The following is a 19699-nucleotide window of genomic DNA, read 5'->3' on the forward strand; positions in this document are numbered from 1 at the left end:
GCGCTCCGCGTCGCATGCCGTTCCGGACGCTCCACCCTACTTCTTCACACCCAGCTTCTTCAATTCCTCGTCACGCAGCTCGCGACGCAGGATCTTGCCGACGTTGGTGGTTGGCAGCACGTCGCGGAATTCGACGCTGCGTGGCACTTTGTAGCCGGTCAGGTTGGCGCGCATGTGTTCCATGACCTTATCCTTGGTCAGGGTCACGCCCGGTTTGGCCACCACGAAAACCTTGATGGTCTCGCCCGATTTCTCGTCCGGTACGCCGATGGCCGCGCATTGAAGCACGCCGGGAAGTGTCGCCAGTACGTCTTCCAGTTCGTTGGGGTACACGTTGAAACCGGAGATCAGGATCATGTCTTTCTTGCGATCGACAATCCGGATGTAGCCATCAGGCTGAATGATCGCGATGTCGCCGGTCTTCAGCCAGCCTTCGCTGTCGACCATTTCATCGGTCGCTTCCTGGCGCTGCCAGTAGCCCTTCATGACCTGCGGCCCCTTGATGCACAGCTCGCCGGTTTCACCGAACGCCAGCTCGTTGCCCGCATCGTCGATGACCTTGCACAGGGTCGACGGTACGGGAATGCCGATGCTGCCCATCTGCACGTCCTGAGCGGGATTGACCGTGGCCACCGGGCTGGTCTCGGTCATGCCATAGCCTTCGCAGACCTGGCAGCCCGTCACCTGCTTCCAGCGCTCGGCGGCGGCCTGCTGGAGGGCCATGCCACCGGACAAGGTGACTTTCAACGCCGAGAAATCGAGGTTGCGGAAGCCTTCGTTATTGCACAGGGCCACGAACAGCGTGTTAAGGCCGACAAAGCCGCTGAACTTCCATTTCGAAAGCTCCTTGACCATGGCCGGCAGGTCACGCGGGTTGCTGATCAGGATGTTGTGATTGCCAAGCAGCATCATCGCCATGCAATGAAAGGTGAAGGCATAGATGTGATACAGCGGCAGCGGCGTGATGATGATTTCACAGCCTTCGCCCAGATTTGACGCCATCAGCGCGCGGCATTGCAGCATGTTGGCGATCAGGTTGCGGTGCGTCAGCATTGCCCCCTTGGCCACCCCGGTGGTGCCGCCGGTGTACTGCAGCACGGCAACGTCGGCGCTGCCGGGCGACACGTCGGTCACTGGCTGACCACGGCCCTTGCCAAGCACATCGTTGAATTTGATGGCCTTGGGCAAGTGATAGGCCGGGACCATCTTCTTCACGTACTTGATGACGCTATTGATCAGCAAGCGCTTGAACGGCGACAGCATGTCGGCCACTTCGGTGACAATCACCTGCCTGATCTGCGTCTTGGGTACGACCTTCTCGGCCAGATGGGCCATGTTTGCCAGACACACCAGCGCCTTGGCACCGGAGTCGTTGAACTGGTGTTCCATTTCCCGCGCGGTGTACAGCGGGTTGGTGTTGACCACGATCAGCCCGGCGCGAATCGCACCAAAGACGGCAATCGGGTACTGCAATACGTTGGGTAGCTGCACGGCGATACGGTCACCCGGCTGCAGGTCGGTATGTTGCTGAATCCAGGCGGCAAACGCGCCGGACAGCTCATACAGTTCGCCGTAGGTGATGGTCTTGCCCAGGTTGCTGAACGCCGGCTTGTCGGCGAAGCGCTGGCAGGACTGCTTCAGGACCGCCTGGACGTTAGGGTACTCGTCGGGGTTGATATCGGCAGGGATACCGGACGGGTACTTGTCCTTCCAGAAGTTATCAATCATTCAGTCGGCTCCGTAGCGATAGCGAATTCTTCACATCGCCTGAAGCGATGATTTTCTTGTGCTTGGAATTATGCAGTAGACGCTTTTTCGCTTTATGACTGATCAAAAAGCGCGCCGAGAGTAGCAGCTTTGCCAAAGGCCGACTAGAGGCAGAAGCAGGCCACACAGTCACGAATACGACCAGAAACTAACAAGCAGTCACTTTAAATTCATTTAATAATTTTTCATCATTACGTCGAAAGTACCGGAACAGAGCGGCCAATCAATATAATCGCCTGTTTCCGAAAAAAACTGACCCCGTTTACAGCGTTCTGCAAACGGGGCCAGGTACACACATGGAGACGATTAAAGGGTCAGGCGATGTCCCGAAGCTCGCGTCGCAGAATCTTGCCCACCGGAGTCATCGGCAATGAATCACGCAGAACGATCTGTCTGGGCACCTTGTAGCCGGTGAAATTCTCTTTGCAGAAGGCCTTGAGCTCTTCAATGCTCAGCTGCGGGTCTCGCGCCACCACGAACAGCTTCACGGCCTCCCCCGAGCGCTCGTCCGGCACGCCGATACAGGCGCAGTTGGCGACTTTCGGATGGGCCATGACCACGTCTTCGATTTCATTGGGGTAGACGTTGAAACCGGACACGATGATCAAGTCTTTCTTGCGGTCGACGATACTGACGAACCCGTCAGCGCCAATCACGGCAATGTCACCGGTCTTGAACCAGCCTTCGGCGTCCAGGCATTCGGCCGTGGCATCAGGCTGGTTCCAGTAGCCTTTCATGACCTGCGGCCCCTTGATACACAGCTCGCCACGCTCGCCGAAAGGCAACTCGATGCCATCGTCATCAATGACTTTCATCGCGGTGCCGGGCACGGGAATGCCCACGGTTCCCAAGCGTGCCAGGGCGCCATAGGGATTGGCGCTGGCGACAGGCGACGTCTCGGTCAGGCCGTAACCTTCGACGATCGTGCAGCCGGTGATCTGCGCCCAGCGCTCGGCCGTGGCCTTGACCAGTGCAGTACCACCGGAGTTGGTGCTTTTCAGCGCCGAGAAATCCAGATTCTTGAATTCCGGGTGGTTCATGAGCGCCACGAACAGCGTGTTGAGGCCGATCATGGCAGTGAAACGCCACTTGCCCAGCTCCTTGATGAAGCCGCCGATATCGCGAGGGTTGTTGATCAGGATGTTGTGATTGCCGCTGATCATCATGCACATGCAGTTCGCCGTGAACGCATAGATGTGATAGAGCGGCAACGGCGCAATCATCACCTCCTTGCCCTCTTCAAACAGCGATCCGCCTTGCGGTCCTTGCTGGCGCATGCAGGCATAGACTTGCTGCATGTTGGCGACCAGATTGCCATGGGTGAGCATCGCGCCTTTGGCCAGCCCCGTGGTGCCACCGGTGTATTGCAGAACGGCAACATCCTGCAGACCTCGCGGTATGACCTGCATGCGGCTCTCGCGCCCCAGGCGCAGCGCGCGCTTGAAGCCGACGGCCTGAGGCAGATGGAATTCGGGGACCATCTTCTTGACCTTGTCGACAATGGTATTGACCAGCCAGCCCTTGGCCGCCGACTGCATGTCGCCCATTTTTACTTCGATCAGGTATTCGATGGCCGTGTCCGGCAGCACTTCCTGCACCAGCTTGCCGAACAGGTTGAGGTAAACCAGCGCTCTGGCACCAGAGTCCTTGAATTGATGGCGCATCTCGCGTGCGGTGTACAACGGGTTGGTGTTGACCACCGTCAGACCGGCGCGCATCGCACCGAATACAGCGATCGGATATTGCAGGATATTGGGCATCTGTACGGCAATGCGATCACCCGGCACCAGTTGCGTATGCTGCTGTAGATACGCGGCGAAGGCGGCGGAGTGACGCTCGAGTTCCGCGTAGGTCAGCGTCACGCCCATGTTGCTGAACGCAGGTCGGTCGGCGAATTTCCTGCAGCAGCGCTCGAACACCTCGACGACCGATTGGTAGGTTTGCAGATCCACCTCGGCGTCGACACCCGCCGGACGCTTGTCATCCCAGAAGTCAGCTTGCATTATTTTTATCCTTTTTCCCTGCATGGGTCTGGGCGGACGTTAGCAGTTAAAGTGTCTCAGGCAAATGATCGTCCGGGCCTCATCAGCAGCATGAATCTTGTCTCTGTTCAGACTGAAATCTGTCGTCGGCGATACACTGCTCACGGCAATCGGGCTGGTAAAGATACTTGCCCGATCGCTCAGTAGCCTTATTCACATGGCGTTTGCTTATTATTTGCCTTGAATGTGATCCGGGGAGCGCCAGCAAGCGTCTGAATGATCTTGTCCGCGCATTGGCGGCGACAGGTCATCAAGTGTTACAAATCAAGGCCAGGTCGGATTGCACGAACCGGCACGCTTCAATTCATTTTTATTGTCAGGACAGCCACATGACTCAAGTCACCAACACGCCTTACGAAGCTCTTGAAGTCGGTCAGACCGCCAGCTACAGCAAGACAGTGGAAGAGCGTGACATTCAACTGTTCGCCGCCATGTCCGGAGACCACAACCCGGTCCACCTGGACGCCGAATACGCCTCCAAGACCATGTTCAAGGAGCGTATTGCCCACGGCATGTTCAGCGGCGCACTGATCAGTGCGGCGGTTGCCTGCGAGTTGCCTGGCCCCGGCACCATCTATATCGGTCAGCAGATGACCTTCCAGAAGCCGGTGAAACTGGGCGATACCCTGACTGTGCGCCTGGAAATCCTGGAAAAACTGCCGAAATTCCGCGTGCGCATCGCCACCCGTGTTTTCAATCAGAACGATGAGCTGGTTGTAGACGGCGAAGCCGAGATTCTCGCCCCGCGCAAGCAGCAGACCGTCGACCTGACCGTATTGCCCGAGATCACTTTCGGCTGATACCCGGAACCGGCGCGCGCACCTGCGGCCGCGCCCGGGCTCCACTGCTGACCTGAACACAAATTCATGATGCCCTCGGAACTGTTTTGGCTGCGCTTTCCACTCAGGAAACCAGCGCTACCTTATCCGGATCACGAATCGTTCATTTCTGCAGGCGGGGCAATCACCCATGAATATGATCACCCGAAATTATTATCCCGTCTCCGGGCAGCCAACCCAGGGCATAAACCCGCAAGCCGATAACAGTCCGCCACCTCAGGTCACGTCCGGCAATGGCAGCAAACTGGTCGACTTCGCCCCGCCGCAGCAGGCAACAGGGTTGCAGTCGTCATTCAATGGCCTTGGCTCCAGGGCGCAAACGCCCGCTACAAACGCAGCCTCGGGTGCAACTGAAAACCCCGTCGAGTTGTTGCTGAACAAGCTGGTGGAAGCCATTCGCACCATCCTCAAGGATCTGTTTTCCAGATCACAAGGGCATCAGCAGGACGGCTCGACACCGGCACCTGCGCCGTCTGAACGGGAACAGGCGCCGACCTCCCTTCAGTCTTCATCAGCCCCCTCGTCAGGGTCGCCGTCATCGTCCGGCAACACAGAAAAGCCGTTCGTGGTGAAAAACGATTATCCGACCGACAAACCGGTCTCGCTGCAAAAGAGCGCCACAGCAGCGCCGCCTGATACGGCGCGCACTTCGGCGTCAGCCCAAGGCAATACGCCAGCCGCCAATCAGCCTGCGCCCGCCAAAACGTTGCCAACCGCCACAGACAGATCTGAGACCACAGAAAAAGTGGCGCAACCCGCGCACCGAGCGGGCAACGGTCCTGGGGCCGACATGTCCGGAATGGTCGGCTTCGCCAAACAGGCGAACACCACCGGCGGTAATGGTGGCGAAGTCGTCACGGTCAATACCGTAGCGGACCTCAAGAAGTACATGGAGGACGACAAAGCCCGTACCGTCAAACTGGGGGCCAACCTGTCTGCCGACAGCAAGGTGACCATCAACTTTGGCGCCAACAAGACCCTGCTGGGTACCGACAAGGGCAACAGCCTGCACAACATCTACCTGGCCAGCGGCAAGACCGCCAGCAATGACATCTTCCAGAATCTGAACTTCGACCACGACAGCCGTTATCGCGAAAACGGTGACATGCAGATGTTCATCAGCAGCGGTCAGAAATACTGGATCGATCACAACACCTATTCAGGCACCAAGGATCAGAACGCCAAAGGCCTGGACAAACTGCTTTATGTCGGCGGGACGGCAGACAACGTCAGTCTGACCAACTCGAAATTCCAGAACAACGAATATGGCGTGATTCTCGGTCAGCCGGACGACTCCGCTCAAGCCAAGGCCGAGTACAAGGGTTACCCGCGCATGACCATCGCCAACAATGTGTTCAGCAACCTGGATGTTCGGGCACCCGGCCTGATGCGGCATGGCGACTTTGACGTTTACAACAACTCGATCGACAACTTCCATCTTGGCTTCACCGCGACGGGGGATGCCACCATCCTTTCGCAGGCCAACTATTTCGCAAAAGGCGTGGATGTTTCCAACAAGGCCAGCAACTCCGGCGTGCTGGATGACTATGGCGATGCGCACTTCAAGGACAACGGCAGCAATGTCAGCTTCACCCAGAAGTCACCGGTGACCGCCTGGACGCCCAGCTATCAGCGCGACATCAAGACCGCCGAAGCCGCCAGAGCCTATGACCTGGCCAATGCCGGTGCCAAAACCGTGAGCTGATAGCGCCCGGCGTTCGATGCAGGGCGTGGCATGCAGACGAAAAAAAGGGCGACCGAAGTCGCCCCAAGTGCCTTGCGTGCTCATTGAATGCATGCAGGCGCGTGTCTGCCCACAACGCATTCGATGGAACAAGATTAAGGCAGCGAACATAACGGCGAGTTGATCCAGATCAGCTGTTGCTGAACCAGACTGATCAGATCAAGGGTGTGGCGGCTGGATCAGCGTTTTTTGGGCTTTTTCTTCGGTTTTTTGCTGCTCAATGGCATCGCCTGTTCGAAGGCGTTTCGCACTTCATTGAGGCGCTTGTCATTCAGATCGTGGATACGCTTGGCGCGCTCGGCACCCAGGTCGATCAGTTGTGCATCGTCGCTCATGGCTTGCGGTTCTCGAACACGGGAAATCAGGGCCAATAATGCTCAATCGCAGCGGCCCTGACCAGTCCCGTGACCAGTACAGCCCTGGGCGGTGCAGCGATCAGATCTGAATATCCACCCAAAGCCCCTGGCGCGGCTCGTCGTCGATGAGCGGTACAACGGGTACGGTGTTGTCGGCGTTCAGCGAATCACCCGGGACCACCAGCCCCACGTATTCCTCGGCTTCTCCGCCGCCATGAGCCTGCTGCTGTTGCTGCTGGCGCTGTTGCTCTTCACGCAACAGCAACGCGCTTCGTTCAGTATCTTCATTGCGCAGGTCGATGGAGGTCTCGCTGGAGCTCTCCTGCACCGGCGCTACAGGTGGAATGTCCGGCATGCGTTTGGCCGGATCCAGCTGTGATGTCACAGGCACCACACTTAACGGAAGCATAGGTTGCAGCATGGTTTTATCTCCTCTTACCGGGGTTTCGGCCGTGCACGAGGCAACTTGAACCGGGCTGAAAGAGCCAGTGGTGGTTTAAGTAAGATCTTTTTTGACCCCTCTCAGTGAAATAAGTGTCATGGAACCAAAAATTCGATAGGTTCCAGCGCTGACCATGAGTTTTTTCACGCTGCCTTTGGCCTTCGGGGCGTGTTCCGTTAACATACTCAGCTTTTTCAAGCGGGAGACAGGCAGCATGGCGCAGCAGTATCAACCGGGGCAACGCTGGATTAGTGACAGCGAAGCCGAGCTGGGTTTGGGCACCGTTCTGGCACAGGACGGCCGCTTGTTGACCGTGCTCTATCCGGCCACTGGCGAAACACGTCAGTACGCACTGCGTAATGCGCCGCTGACCCGCGTGCGCTTCTCCCCTGGCGACGTGATCACGCACTTCGAAAACTGGAAAATGACCGTTCGCGAAGTCGACGATGTCGATGGTCTGCTGGTCTACCACGGCCTGAACGCGCAGAACGAACTGGTCACGCTGCCGGAAACCCAGCTGTCGAACTTTATCCAGTTCCGCCTGGCGACCGACCGTCTGTTTGCCGGCCAGATCGACCAGTTGTCATGGTTCTCGCTGCGCTACAACACGCTCGAACACACCAGCCGCCAATTGCAGTCCTCCCTGTGGGGCCTGGGTGGCGTGCGGGCACAGCCTATCGCCCACCAGTTGCACATCGCTCGCGAAGTCGCGGACCGTATCGCGCCGCGCGTTCTGCTGGCCGACGAAGTGGGTCTGGGTAAAACCATCGAAGCCGGTCTGGTGATCCATCGCCAACTGCTGTCGGGCCGCGCCAGCCGCGTGCTGATTCTGGTCCCGGAAAACCTCCAGCACCAGTGGCTGGTGGAAATGCGTCGCCGCTTCAACCTGCAGGTCGCGCTGTTCGACGCTGAGCGCTTCATGGAAAGCGATGCCGGCAACCCGTTCGAAGACACCCAGCTCGCACTGGTCGCCCTGGAATGGCTGGTCGAAGACGAAAAGGCCCAGGACGCCCTGTTTGCGGCAGGCTGGGACCTGATGGTGGTTGACGAAGCGCACCACCTGGTCTGGCACGAAGACAAGGCCAGCCGCGAATATTCGCTGGTCGAACAACTGGCCGAAGTCATTGCCGGCGTACTGCTCTTGACCGCGACGCCGGAACAACTGGGCCAGGACAGCCACTTTGCCCGTCTGCGCCTGCTGGACCCGAACCGTTTCCACGACCTCAAGGCCTTCCGCGCCGAGAGCGAGAACTATCGCCCGGTGGCTCAGGCCGTTCAGGAGCTGCTCGACAAGGGCAAGCTGTCTGCCGAGGCGCAGGAAACCATTCACGGCTTCCTGGGTGCCGAAGGCGATTCGCTGCTGGCCTCGGTGAATACCGGCGACGAAGAAGCCAAATCGCGTCTGATTCGCGAACTGCTGGACCGTCATGGCACCGGCCGCGTGCTGTTCCGCAACACCCGTGCCGCCGTGCAGGGCTTCCCGGAGCGCAAGCTGCATCAATACCCGCTGCCCTGCCCTGTCGAATACCTCGAACTGCCGGTCGGCGAGCACGCCGATCTTTACCCTGAAGTCAGCTTCCAGTCGCAGTCGGAAGTCAGCGAGGAAGAGCGCTGGTGGCGCTTTGATCCACGCGTCGACTGGCTGATCGATACCCTGAAAATGCTCAAGCGCGTCAAGGTGCTGGTCATCTGTGCCCATGCCGAAACCGCCATGGACCTGGAAGACGCGCTGCGTGTGCGTTCCGGTATCCCCGCCACGGTTTTCCACGAAGGCATGAACATCCTCGAGCGCGACCGAGCCGCGGCCTACTTTGCAGACGAAGAGTTCGGCGCCCAGGTGCTGATCTGCTCGGAAATCGGCAGCGAAGGCCGCAACTTCCAGTTCTCCCACCATCTGGTCCTGTTCGATCTGCCGTCGCACCCGGACTTGCTGGAGCAGCGTATCGGGCGTCTGGACCGGATCGGCCAGAAGCACACCATTGAGCTGCATGTCCCGTTCCTGGAAACCAGTCCGCAGGCCCGCCTGTTCCAGTGGTATCACGAAGCGCTCAATGCGTTCCTCAACACTTGCCCGACCGGCAACGCCCTGCAGCATCAGTTCGGCCCGCGCCTGCTGCCGTTGCTGGAAAGCGGTGACGACGACGAGTGGCAAACCCTGATCGATGAAGCCCGCAGCGAACGCGAGCGCCTGGAAAGCGAACTGCATACCGGTCGCGACCGTTTGCTGGAACTCAATTCCGGCGGCGCAGGCGAAGGCGAAGCGCTGGTCGAAGCGATCCTCGACCAGGACGATCAGTTCAGCCTGCCGATCTACATGGAAACCCTGTTCGACGCCTTTGGCATCGACAGCGAGGACCACTCGGAAAACGCCCTGATCCTCAAGCCGAGTGAAAAGATGCTCGACGCCAGCTTCCCGCTGGGCGACGACGAAGGCGTGACCATCACCTACGACCGTAATCAGGCGCTGTCCCGCGAGGACATGCAGTTCATCACCTGGGAGCACCCGATGGTGCAAGGCGGCATGGATCTGGTGCTGTCCGGCTCGATGGGCAACACCGCCGTGGCACTGATCAAGAACAAGGCGCTCAAGCCGGGCACCGTTCTGCTCGAACTGATCTACGTCAGCGAAGTGGTTGCGCCTCGCTCGCTGCAACTGGGGCGTTATCTGCCGCCTGCTGCGCTGCGCTGCCTGCTTGACCCCAATGGCAACGATCTGGCCAGCCGTGTGTCGTTCAATACGCTCAACGATCAGCTCGAAAGCGTGCCCCGTGCCAGCGCCAACAAGTTCATCCAGGCGCAACGCGACCAACTGACCCCGAGGATCAACGCGGGCGAAGAGAAAATCACGCCGAAACACGCAGAGCGCGTCGCCGAAGCTCAGCGTCGCCTGGCAGCCGACACCGAAGAAGAACTGGCCCGCCTGACGGCATTGCAAGCGGTCAACCCGACCGTGCGCGACAGTGAACTGGTGGCTCTGCGCACGCAACGTGAACAGGGTCTGGCCATGCTTGAAAAAGCGGCCCTGCGTCTGGAAGCGATCCGGGTACTGGTCGCAGGCTGAGGGCTGGTCACACACCCGCCGGTCATGCCCATGCCCCGCATGGGCATGACGCTCTTGCTCACGCTATGACGCAGAGCGTCATGAAAGGCATTCCCACGCTGGAGCGTGAGGAACGATGTGTCCCGTAACCACGCCCCTGCTCCGCGATATCCGCAACACCCCCCTATCGTGCCCATGCTCCGCGTAGGCATGCCTTTCCGGACGCTCTGCGTCCTCTAAACGATACGCACCAAACACGCCAGCCATCACTTTGATGCCAAATTGGCACCTCGTGCATTTGCAGGTTGTAAACAGCTTCTATACTCAGCTTTGAACGCCAGGCTTTCGGCCTTGGCGGCCTTGCAGTGAGATAAGGGCAAGCTATGGATTGGCTGGGTTTGAACGTATTCGCTGGCCCACCAGCGGACGTGCAATTATTGATCGACTGCAGTCACAACCTGTTTCTGGTCGCGCTGGCTTACGGCGTGGCCTGTGCTGCGTGCTTTGCCACGCTGGACATTGCGGACCGTGTCATCCAGGTCGACGCCCTTAAAAGCCGTCGCCTCTGGAAGGCGCTGGGCGCGTTATGCCTGGCCGGTGGCGTGTGGGCGATGCACTTCATCAGCATGCTGGCGTTCCAGGCGCCGCTCAAAATCACTTATGACCTTTCCATCACGCTGATTTCCCTACTGATCGTACTGGTTACCGCACTGGTGGCCATGCGGGCGCTGACCATCCCGGAGCTGACCCTGAGACGCTGCCTGACCAGCGCGGTGGTGATGGGGATCGGCATCAGCGTCATGCATTACCTCGGCATGTCAGCCATGCGCTCTACCGCTACGCAGTACTATGAGCCGCGAATGTTTGCCCTGTCGATTCTGGTCGCGGTTCTTTCCAGCATTGCGCTGCTGACCCTGTCCCGGCACTTGCGCCAGTACCACGGCATGTTTCATCAGATGTTCCGTTATGCGGTCAGCCTTCTGCTGGGCGCAGGCCTGCTGACCATGCACCTGATGGGCATGAAGGCGCTGCGGCTGGTGATACCCGAAGGCATTGAGCTGCACGTCCCCAGCACTGAAAACAGCCAGCAACTGGGGCTTACCATCGCGGCCATCGCCCTGCTGACCATCGCCGGCAGCATCAGCGCGGCAATGGCCGACAAGAAACTGCAAGGCAAGGAGCATGATCTGCAGCGGGTCAATGCACTGCTTACCCAGCTGGATCAGGCACGCGTTTCGCTTCAGCAGGTTGCGCATTACGACCCGCTGACCAACCTGATCAACCGCCGCGGGTTCAATCAGATCTTCGCCGAGAAGCTGCAGGAGCATATCTTCAACAAAGGCATGCTTGCGGTGATGTTTCTGGACATCGACCACTTCAAGCGCATCAACGACAGCCTGGGCCATGATGCGGGTGACGAGCTGCTCAAGGTGATCGCCGAGCGTATCCGCAGTGCTACCCGTACCCAGGACGTGGTGGCGCGTTTCGGCGGCGATGAATTCTGCATCCTGCTGAGCATTCCGGACTACGAAGAGGCCCGCCATCTGGCTCATCGGGTCATGCAAAAGATGAAGGAGACCATCGCGCTGGCAGGAAGGCGCATGGTCATGACCACCAGTATCGGCATTGCCGTATTCCCGCGTGACGGTGAGACCTGCGATGAGTTGCTCAAGCACGCAGACCTTGCGCTGTACCAGTCAAAGGACAAAGGGCGCAACGGCGTCAACTTCTTCAATCCGGCCCTCAAGACCAAGGCCAGTCTGGAGCTGCAACTGGAAGAAGAACTGCGCAATGCCCTGCGCGAGGGAACGGGGCTGCAGGTGTATTACCAACCTATCGTCGACATGCGCACCGGCCACGTTGCCAAGCTCGAGGCGCTGGTACGCTGGAATCATCCGCAGCACGGCTTGCTGGTGCCCGCACGCTTCATCGGCATCGCCGAGGCCAACGGCCTGATTGCCGAACTGGATAACTGGGTGCTGCGCCGCGCCTGTCACGACTTGCGCACTCTGCATCAGGAAGGGCTGGAACAGCTGATCATCTCCGTCAACTGCTCAGCGCTGACGCTGGGCCGCAACGAATTGGTCGAAGAGGTTGAGCGGGCGCTGGCCGATGCTGACGCAGCGCCTGGACGGCTGGAACTGGAAGTGACCGAAAATGCCCTGATGGGCAACATCAGCAACACTATCCTGATGCTCAAACACATTCGCAGCCTGGGTGTTTCCCTGTCGATCGACGACTTCGGCACCGGTTACTCGTCGCTCGCCTATCTCAAGCGGCTGCCGCTGGACACGTTGAAGATCGACCGATCGTTCATCATCGACATCCCCCAGTCCCCGCAGGACATGGAAATCGTTCAGGCAATCCTTGTCATGGCGCATACGCTGCGCTTGAAAGTCGTGACCGAAGGCGTCGAGACCCAGGATCAACTGGAGTTTCTCAGGCAGTTTGGCAGTGATTACGTACAGGGTTATCTGTTCAACAGGCCCCAGCCGCTGGAGCGCATCCTGCCTCTTGCCAGACAGATGAACCAGCGCGAGCCCACGACCCGCTGGTCTGCCCTGCCACAACAGCACAGCCAGGGGCAAGACAGCGAAACACCAGACATTCCGGATGTGTTTGCCGAACTGCCTGAAAATGACGACTTCGCCAGTCCCAGACCTGTTCGTACCTGAAGGAGCAGCGCAAGGCTCCATCGTCAAAAGAAACAGTGCAGCCTGCAGAAACCGCCACCTTAACGGTGTGGTTTTACGCTACGCGGGCTGCCGAAGAGTTACCTTCCCACTCACTCCGGAAAACCGCAAGGCACCTGACTGGTGCGCAAATCAATCCTGCGCCCTATTTTGAATCAAAACCCAAGGTGCCACTACCACAGCCCAGAGCAGCGGATCTGTCTCCACCAGCTCAAGCGCCTTGGTTTCAGACACCTTGCCAACCCGCCCCTCCGCCAGCCACGCAGACACCCTGGCTGCATCATTTTCGGCCACTGCCTCGGCGACTTCGATCAAATCCAGAGGCAACTCGACCCACAACAGGGCACCCTTGGCAAAGAATGGTTGCAATTCAGTCCAGGTGATTGAGGCCGTTTCGCCAAGCAGTTTGGCATAGAGGGTGCTAGGTTCTTGCGTCATGGGTTTCACCAAAAAGAAAATCGGCGCAATCATACCGCCGACTTTCCCACCGGCAAGCCCAGAAGCAGGCGATTTATCGCAGGGAAGTGCAGATAACCTTATGGATCTGAAGTGATTTCAGACACTCAAGCGGTTCGATTCTGTAACTTTCTTTCGATTAAGCGACACCCACAGATTTGTCCCCAGACGCCCGGCTTTCCAAGCCAGCGAACCGCGCTCTAAACTGTTCCGGTACAGTTGGCGGCGTGGGACAACCGGTGATCGAATCGGTCCTGGAGCCTTGGCCATCAGGATTATAAAAACTACAACGCAAGAGTGGAGCATCATGACTAAGGGTACCAATAAGCTTTCAAGGCTGTTTGCCGCACTGGTTATGGCGGGGGTTGCCAGCCATTCGTTCGCAGCTGACACCATCAAGATCGGCATCGCCGGCCCCAAGACAGGCCCTGTCGCCGAATACGGCACCATGCAGTTCAATGGCGCCAAGATGGCCATCGAGCAGATCAACGCCAAAGGCGGCGTGGATGGCAAAAAGCTCGAAGCCGTCGAATACGATGATGCCTGCGATCCGAAACAGGCCGTTGCGGTCGCCAACAAAGTGGTCAACGACGGCGTTAAATACGTGGTCGGCCACCTCTGCTCCAGCTCCGCTCAGCCAGCGTCCGACGTTTACGAAGATGAAGGCATCATCATGGTGACCCCAGCTGCCACCAGCCCGGAAATCACCGCGCGCGGCTACAAACTGGTGTTCCGCACCATCGGTCTCGACAGCGCCCAGGGTCCGGCCGCTGGCAACTACATTGCCGACGTCGCCAAGCCGAAAATCGTTGCAGTCATTCACGACAAGCAGCAGTACGGCGAAGGCATCGCGACAGCCGTCAAGCAGACGCTGGAGAAAAAAGGCGTCAAGGTTGCACTGTTCGAAGGCATCAACGCTGGCGACAAGGACTTCTCGTCGCTGATCGCCAAGCTCAAGCAGGCCAACGTCGACTTCGTCTACTACGGCGGCTACCACCCTGAGCTGGGCCAGATCCTGCGTCAGTCCAAGGAAAAAGGCCTGAACGCCAAATTCATGGGCCCTGAAGGCGTCGGCAACGAGTCGATCTCGCAAATCGCGGGCGATGCTTCGGAAGGCCTGCTGGTCACCCTGCCAAAATCCTTCGACCAGGACCCGGCCAACCAGGCGCTGACCGAAGCCTTCAAGGCCAAGAGCCAGGATCCGAGCGGCCCGTTCGTGTACCCGTCCTACTCCGCCGTGCAGGTCATTGCTGACGGCATCGCGGCCGCCAAGTCCGAAGACACCGCCAAGGTGGCCGCTGCCATCCATGCCGGTACCTTCAAGACGCCAATGGGCGAGCTGAGCTACGACGAAAAAGGTGACCTGAAGAACTTCCAGTTCGTGGTCTACGAGTGGCACTTCGGCAAACCCAAGACCGAAGCCGCCAAATAAGCTGCTTGCATCAACCCTCAAAGCCCACTGCCAGCGCAGTGGGCTTTGTTTTACGAATCCAGGCCCGTACGCACGTTTCGGCGACCCGAACGGCGTGCACGAGGCCCCCTGAAAATCTTAAAACCATCAATAGCGGTTCCCTGGCAGCGCAACAGGCTACGCATCCACAGAATGCCACCCCGGCGCAGGTCAGAGAAATGCAGATCAGGTTTTTAGGAGCGCGGTAAATGCCCGAGTTATTCCACTACATGCAGCAGCTGGTCAATGGCCTGACCATTGGCAGTACGTATGCATTGATCGCCATCGGTTACACGATGGTGTACGGCATCATCGGAATGATCAACTTCGCCCATGGCGAGGTGTACATGATCGGTTCCTATGTAGCTTTCATGGCACTCGCCGGTCTGGCGATGCTGGGGATTCACAGCCTGCCGTTGCTGATGATTGCCGGTTTTGCCGCTGCGATCATCGTGACCAGTGCCTATGGATACAGCATCGAGCGTGTGGCCTACCGTCCGCTGCGCAACAGCAACCGTCTGATTCCACTGATTTCTGCCATCGGCATGTCGATCTTTCTGCAGAACTCGGTCCAGCTTTCCCAGGGTTCGGGCAACTTCGCCATCCCCAACCTGCTACCCGGCAGCCTCTCGTTCGGGCCCGGTGGCGCAGAGGAAGTGCTGATTTCCTACATGCAGATCGTGGTGTTCGTCGTCACCCTGGTGGCCATGACCGGCCTGACCCTGTTCATTTCCCGCTCGCGAATGGGCCGCGCCTGCCGCGCCTGCGCCGAGGACATGAAGATGGCCAATCTGCTGGGCATCAACACCAACAACATCATCGCCCTGACCTTCGTGGTCGGTGCGGCACTGGCCGCTGTCGCCGCCATGCTGCTGAGCATGCAATACGGCGTGATCAACCCCAACGCCGGCTTCCTCGTCGGCCTGAAAGCCTTCACGGCTGCGGTACTGGGCGGTATCGGTTCGATCCCAGGTGCCGTGCTCGGTGGCCTGGTGCTGGGCGTCGCCGAAGCCTTCGGTGCCGACATTTTTGGTGATCAGTACAAGGACGTCGTGGCTTTCGGCCTGCTGGTCCTGGTGCTGCTGTTCCGACCGACCGGCATTCTGGGTCGTCCGGAGGTTGAGAAAGTATGAGCAAGTCCTTCAAACAGGCGCTGTTCAGCGCCGCACTGGTCTGGGCCGTGGCCTATCCGGTGTTCGGTCTGAAACTGGCCTTTTCCGGCGTCACCCTGCAAGTGCAGAACGCCAGCCCGCTGACCCTGACCATCATTGCCGTGTGTTCGGTCCTGCTGTTTCTGCGCGTATTGTTTGCCGAGCAGATCAGCGGCCTGCGTCGCGGCTCCGACAAGCCGCTGATCCCGCAAAAGACCAGCGACTTTCTGACCCAGCCGAAAACCCAGCGCTGGGGCCTTGCGGCGCTCATCGTGCTTGCGTTCATCTGGCCATTTTTCGGGTCGCGCGGTGCGGTGGACATTGCCACGCTGATCCTCATCTACGTGATGCTCGGCCTCGGCCTGAACATCGTAGTCGGCCTGGCAGGTCTGCTTGACCTGGGCTATGTCGGTTTCTATGCGGTCGGCGCCTACAGCTATGCCCTGCTGTCGCACTACTACGGACTCGGTTTCTGGATCTGCCTGCCGATCGCGGGGTTGATGGCGGCGCTGTTCGGATTCCTGCTGGGCTTTCCGGTGTTGCGTCTGCGCGGCGACTATCTGGCTATCGTGACGCTGGGCTTCGGCGAGATTATCCGTATCTTCCTGCGTAACCTGACCGATATCACCGGCGGCCCGAACGGCATCAGCAACATCGAAAAGCCGACCCTCTTCGGTCTGACCTTCGAGCGCAAGGCCGCTGAGGGCATGCAGACCTTCCATGAGTTCTTCGGCCTGCCGTACAACTCGATCAACAAGGTCATCTTCCTCTACCTGATCGCCCTGCTGCTGGCACTGGCAGCGTTGTTCGTCATCAATCGCCTGCTGCGCATGCCGATCGGCCGGGCCTGGGAAGCCTTGCGCGAAGACGAAATCGCCTGCCGTGCACTGGGTTTGAACCCGACCGTGATCAAGCTCTCGGCGTTCACCCTTGGCGCTGCGTTCGCAGGTTTCGCAGGCAGCTTCTTTGCCGCACGTCAGGGCCTGATCACCCCGGAATCGTTCACCTTCATCGAGTCGGCAATCATCCTGGCCATCGTCGTGCTGGGTGGCATGGGCTCGCAATTGGGTGTGATCCTGGCAGCCATCGTGATGATCCTGTTGCCCGAGCTGATGCGTGAGTTCAGTGACTACCGCATGCTGATGTTCGGCGCGCTGATGGTGCTGATGATGATCTGGCGCCCACAAGGCTTCCTGCCGATGCAGCGCCCCGAAATGAAATTGAAAGCGGAGCAGTCGAAATGAGCCGCCCATTACTGCAAGCCACTGGCTTGAGCATGCGTTTTGGCGGCCTGCTGGCGGTCAATGGCGTTGCCCTGACCGTCAATCAGGGGCAGGTCGTATCGATGATCGGCCCCAATGGCGCCGGCAAGACGACAGTCTTCAATTGCCTGACCGGTTTCTACCGGCCAAGCGCGGGCACGATTCTGCTGGACGGTGAGCCGATCCAGGGCCTGGCTGGCCATCAGATCGCGCGCAAGGGCGTGGTGCGTACGTTCCAGAACGTGCGCCTGTTCAAGGAAATGACTGCCGTGGAAAACCTGCTGGTTGCCCAGCACCGCCATTTGAACACCAACTTCCTGTCCGGCCTGTTCAAGACGCCCGCGTTCCGCCGCAGCGAACGTGAAGCCATGGACTACGCCGAGCACTGGCTTGAGGCGGTCAACCTCCGGGAGTTCGCCAACCGCCCTGCCGGTACGCTGGCCTACGGTCAGCAACGCCGCCTGGAAATCGCCCGCTGCATGATGACGCGCCCGCGCATTCTGATGCTCGACGAACCGGCGGCGGGTCTGAACCCCAGAGAAACCGATGATCTGAAAGCGCTGATCGGCGTGTTGCGCAGCGAGCACAACGCTACGGTCCTGTTGATCGAGCACGACATGAAACTGGTAATGAGCATTTCCGACCACATCGTGGTGATCAATCAGGGCACGCCTTTGGCCGATGGCACGCCGGAACAGATTCGTGACAATCCCGATGTGATCAAAGCCTACCTGGGGGAAGCGTAAATGCTGCAGTTCGAAAACGTTTCCACGTTCTACGGCAAGATCCAGGCGCTGCACAGCGTCAACGTGGAAGTGCGTCAGGGTGAAATTGTCACCCTGATCGGTGCCAACGGTGCCGGCAAGTCCACCCTGTTGATGACCCTGTGCGGCTCACCACGCGCCCACAGCGGCAGTATTCGCTATATGGGCGAGGAACTGGTCGGGCTGGAGTCGTCGATCATCATGCGCAAGAGCATTGCCGTGGTGCCGGAAGGCCGTCGGGTGTTTGCGCGTCTGACCGTTGAAGAGAACCTGGCGATGGGCGGCTTCTTCACGGAAAAGGCTGATTATCAGGAACAGATGGACAAGGTCCTGCAGCTCTTTCCACGCCTCAAGGAACGCTTCAATCAGCGCGGCGGCACCATGTCCGGTGGCGAGCAGCAGATGCTCGCCATTGGCCGTGCGCTGATGAGCAAGCCCAAGCTGTTGTTGCTGGACGAGCCTTCGCTGGGTCTGGCGCCGATCATCATCCAGCAGATTTTCGAGATCGTCGAACAGCTGCGCCGCGATGGCGTGACGGTGTTTCTGGTCGAACAGAACGCCAACCAGGCCCTGAAAGTCGCCGACCGCGCCTACGTACTGGAAAACGGCCGCGTGGTCATGCAAGGCACAGGCGAAGAACTGCTGGTCGATCCGAAAGTGCGGGACGCGTATCTGGGCGGGTAAGCTCACGCCACGCCCCTATAGGCCGAAACGGTTTTGCAGGAGCGAATCGGGTGACGCTTCGCTTGTTCGCGAAGGCGTTCGTTTAAACGATGTATTTTCGTCGAACAAAACGGCCCTTTCGCGAACACGTTCGCTCCTACCGTCAGCGTCAAACCTGAACGATAGTCAAAGCCACTGCTCGCGCGATAAGCATCCCGACCCTTGTGATGCACCTCCAGTCTGAGTAACGTGGCGGCACTTGTCTGGAGACCACATCATGTTCGCTGCCCGTTCCGTCCTCGTATTTGCTCTTCTACCGCTGTTTGCCGGGTGTCAGTTGCTCGGTAAACAGGCCGAGGAACCGAAGGTTTCCACGGCGGGCATGCTCCGTATGCAGGGCGACCTGACCGGAGAAAACGGCCAGCTGCTGTTCAAGCCGTGTAACGAGCAGCGTCGCTACGTGGTCAAGGATCGCGGCAACACCGGTATTCTGCAGGAAGCGGCCTCGCTGGCGGACAGCAAGGGCGCGGTGTTTGCCGATCTGCGCGGCAGTTTTGCTGCGAGCAAGGCGGCCAACAGTGACGGACAGCTGGACCTGCATCAGTTGTACCGCGTCGAACGTCCCGGCCAGGCCTGTGAAGACCTCAATTTCAAACGCCTGACATTGCACGTCAATGGCAACAAACCCGCCTGGAACGTCAATGTCAGCGGCAAGGGCATGGTTCTGGAGCGCGAGGGCGTTGCCCCACTGGCGTTGCCCTACGTGGAAGAGAAGCTGCCGGACGGCAGTTTCAGCATCAGCAGTGAAGCCAACAACCAGCGCATCGAGATCTGGGTCGCGCCACAGCGCTGCGTCGACAGCGTCGACGGCTCGGTGCAACACCTCACCGCAGAGCTGCGCATCAACGGCCAGGCCCAGCGTGGCTGCGGTTATTACGGCGGTTCGCGCGACGACTGATCGCCCAGGCTCGCCGCCAAAGGGGTTCAGCGCTTATAATCGCCGGTTCTTGTAGTGCTGTCGGGCTGAACC

General features: G+C 59.1%; 15 protein-coding genes. 10 read left to right on the forward strand and 5 right to left on the reverse strand.

The genetic code is table 11. From position 1 onward, the window contains the following. Positions 1–36: 36 nt before the first annotated feature. Entirely contained in the window at positions 37–1728 is a 1692-nt protein-coding gene (gene fadD1, locus ACW55A_RS07500; protein WP_455808750.1) for a long-chain-fatty-acid--CoA ligase FadD1, read from the reverse strand. A 353-nt stretch (positions 1729–2081) separates the two neighbouring features. Further along, on the reverse strand, positions 2082–3770 hold the full coding sequence (gene fadD2 / locus ACW55A_RS07505) for a long-chain-fatty-acid--CoA ligase FadD2 (protein WP_455808748.1): 1689 nt from the start codon (positions 3768–3770) through the stop codon (positions 2082–2084). 368 nt (positions 3771–4138) lie between these two features. Here fadD2 and ACW55A_RS07510 point away from each other — a divergent pair, with 368 nt between their 5' ends. Together ACW55A_RS07510 and ACW55A_RS07515 are read left to right on the forward strand one after the other, a co-directional pair. After that, the gene (locus tag ACW55A_RS07510; RefSeq protein WP_003363482.1) at positions 4139–4609 is read left to right on the forward strand and encodes a MaoC family dehydratase; all 471 of its coding nucleotides are present in this window, start codon (positions 4139–4141) and stop codon (positions 4607–4609) included. Between the two features lie 169 nt (positions 4610–4778). Then, the gene (locus ACW55A_RS07515) at positions 4779–6353 is read left to right on the forward strand and encodes a pectate lyase family protein (protein ID WP_498810930.1); all 1575 of its coding nucleotides are present in this window, start codon (positions 4779–4781) and stop codon (positions 6351–6353) included. Positions 6354–6571: 218 nt separating this feature from the next. Here ACW55A_RS07515 and ACW55A_RS07520 read toward each other — a convergent pair whose 3' ends face one another. After that, positions 6572–6727, reverse strand: a complete 156-nt coding sequence (locus ACW55A_RS07520; RefSeq protein WP_002554798.1) for a hypothetical protein — start codon at positions 6725–6727, stop codon at positions 6572–6574. A 100-nt stretch (positions 6728–6827) separates the two neighbouring features. Continuing rightward, positions 6828–7169: a hypothetical protein gene (locus tag ACW55A_RS07525; protein ID WP_003363486.1), complete on the reverse strand. Its 342-nt coding sequence runs from the start codon at positions 7167–7169 to the stop codon at positions 6828–6830. A 235-nt stretch (positions 7170–7404) separates the two neighbouring features. On the opposite strand from ACW55A_RS07525, the gene rapA reads away from it, so the two are divergent. Beyond that, positions 7405–10251 (forward strand): RNA polymerase-associated protein RapA, encoded by a 2847-nt coding sequence (rapA, locus tag ACW55A_RS07530; protein WP_003363488.1) that lies wholly within the window; start codon positions 7405–7407, stop codon positions 10249–10251. A gap of 362 nt (positions 10252–10613) precedes the next feature. Then, on the forward strand, positions 10614–12905 hold the full coding sequence (locus ACW55A_RS07535) for a putative bifunctional diguanylate cyclase/phosphodiesterase (protein ID WP_054082132.1): 2292 nt from the start codon (positions 10614–10616) through the stop codon (positions 12903–12905). A gap of 150 nt (positions 12906–13055) precedes the next feature. On the opposite strand, the gene ACW55A_RS07540 is transcribed toward ACW55A_RS07535, so the two are convergent. Next, complete coding sequence (locus tag ACW55A_RS07540; protein ID WP_003363494.1) at positions 13056–13394, reverse strand: DUF2288 domain-containing protein; 339 nt, start codon at positions 13392–13394, stop codon at positions 13056–13058. Between the two features lie 292 nt (positions 13395–13686). Between ACW55A_RS07540 and ACW55A_RS07545 the strand changes: the two genes are divergently transcribed. The 6 genes from ACW55A_RS07545 (at position 13687) to ACW55A_RS07570 (ending at position 19627) form a co-directional block, all read left to right on the forward strand. Then, on the forward strand, positions 13687–14811 hold the full coding sequence (locus ACW55A_RS07545; protein WP_003431160.1) for a branched-chain amino acid ABC transporter substrate-binding protein: 1125 nt from the start codon (positions 13687–13689) through the stop codon (positions 14809–14811). Between the two features lie 227 nt (positions 14812–15038). Then, complete coding sequence (livH, locus tag ACW55A_RS07550) at positions 15039–15962, forward strand: high-affinity branched-chain amino acid ABC transporter permease LivH (protein ID WP_003314436.1); 924 nt, start codon at positions 15039–15041, stop codon at positions 15960–15962. Next, positions 15959–17224, forward strand: coding sequence for a high-affinity branched-chain amino acid ABC transporter permease LivM (locus tag ACW55A_RS07555; protein ID WP_003363501.1), 1266 nt, complete (start codon positions 15959–15961; stop codon positions 17222–17224). The genes livH and ACW55A_RS07555 overlap by 4 nt, the downstream gene beginning before the upstream one ends. After that, the gene (gene livG, locus ACW55A_RS07560) at positions 17221–17988 is read left to right on the forward strand and encodes a high-affinity branched-chain amino acid ABC transporter ATP-binding protein LivG (RefSeq protein WP_003314434.1); all 768 of its coding nucleotides are present in this window, start codon (positions 17221–17223) and stop codon (positions 17986–17988) included. The genes ACW55A_RS07555 and livG overlap by 4 nt, the downstream gene beginning before the upstream one ends. Then, positions 17989–18690: an ABC transporter ATP-binding protein gene (locus tag ACW55A_RS07565; RefSeq protein WP_002554807.1), complete on the forward strand. Its 702-nt coding sequence runs from the start codon at positions 17989–17991 to the stop codon at positions 18688–18690. It begins immediately after the preceding gene. 256 nt (positions 18691–18946) lie between these two features. Beyond that, complete coding sequence (locus ACW55A_RS07570; RefSeq protein ID WP_455808743.1) at positions 18947–19627, forward strand: COG3650 family protein; 681 nt, start codon at positions 18947–18949, stop codon at positions 19625–19627. Positions 19628–19699 lie beyond the last annotated feature (72 nt).

This window comes from Plantibacter cousiniae (nom. nud.) (assembly GCF_977070315.1).

Excerpts from the sequence above, each read along its gene's own strand:
- fadD1 (WP_455808750.1), bottom strand. The coding sequence starts at position 1,728 with ATGATTGATAACTTCTGGAAGGACAAGTACCCGTCCGGTATCCCTGCC.
- fadD2 (WP_455808748.1), bottom strand. The coding sequence starts at position 3,770 with ATGCAAGCTGACTTCTGGGATGACAAGCGTCCGGCGGGTGTCGACGCC.
- ACW55A_RS07510 (WP_003363482.1), top strand. The coding sequence starts at position 4,139 with ATGACTCAAGTCACCAACACGCCTTACGAAGCTCTTGAAGTCGGTCAG.
- ACW55A_RS07515 (WP_498810930.1), top strand. The coding sequence starts at position 4,779 with ATGAATATGATCACCCGAAATTATTATCCCGTCTCCGGGCAGCCAACC.
- ACW55A_RS07520 (WP_002554798.1), bottom strand. The coding sequence starts at position 6,727 with ATGAGCGACGATGCACAACTGATCGACCTGGGTGCCGAGCGCGCCAAG.
- ACW55A_RS07525 (WP_003363486.1), bottom strand. The coding sequence starts at position 7,169 with ATGCTGCAACCTATGCTTCCGTTAAGTGTGGTGCCTGTGACATCACAG.
- rapA (WP_003363488.1), top strand. The coding sequence starts at position 7,405 with ATGGCGCAGCAGTATCAACCGGGGCAACGCTGGATTAGTGACAGCGAA.
- ACW55A_RS07535 (WP_054082132.1), top strand. The coding sequence starts at position 10,614 with ATGGATTGGCTGGGTTTGAACGTATTCGCTGGCCCACCAGCGGACGTG.
- ACW55A_RS07540 (WP_003363494.1), bottom strand. The coding sequence starts at position 13,394 with ATGATTGCGCCGATTTTCTTTTTGGTGAAACCCATGACGCAAGAACCT.
- ACW55A_RS07545 (WP_003431160.1), top strand. The coding sequence starts at position 13,687 with ATGACTAAGGGTACCAATAAGCTTTCAAGGCTGTTTGCCGCACTGGTT.
- livH (WP_003314436.1), top strand. The coding sequence starts at position 15,039 with ATGCCCGAGTTATTCCACTACATGCAGCAGCTGGTCAATGGCCTGACC.
- ACW55A_RS07555 (WP_003363501.1), top strand. The coding sequence starts at position 15,959 with ATGAGCAAGTCCTTCAAACAGGCGCTGTTCAGCGCCGCACTGGTCTGG.
- livG (WP_003314434.1), top strand. The coding sequence starts at position 17,221 with ATGAGCCGCCCATTACTGCAAGCCACTGGCTTGAGCATGCGTTTTGGC.
- ACW55A_RS07565 (WP_002554807.1), top strand. The coding sequence starts at position 17,989 with ATGCTGCAGTTCGAAAACGTTTCCACGTTCTACGGCAAGATCCAGGCG.
- ACW55A_RS07570 (WP_455808743.1), top strand. The coding sequence starts at position 18,947 with ATGTTCGCTGCCCGTTCCGTCCTCGTATTTGCTCTTCTACCGCTGTTT.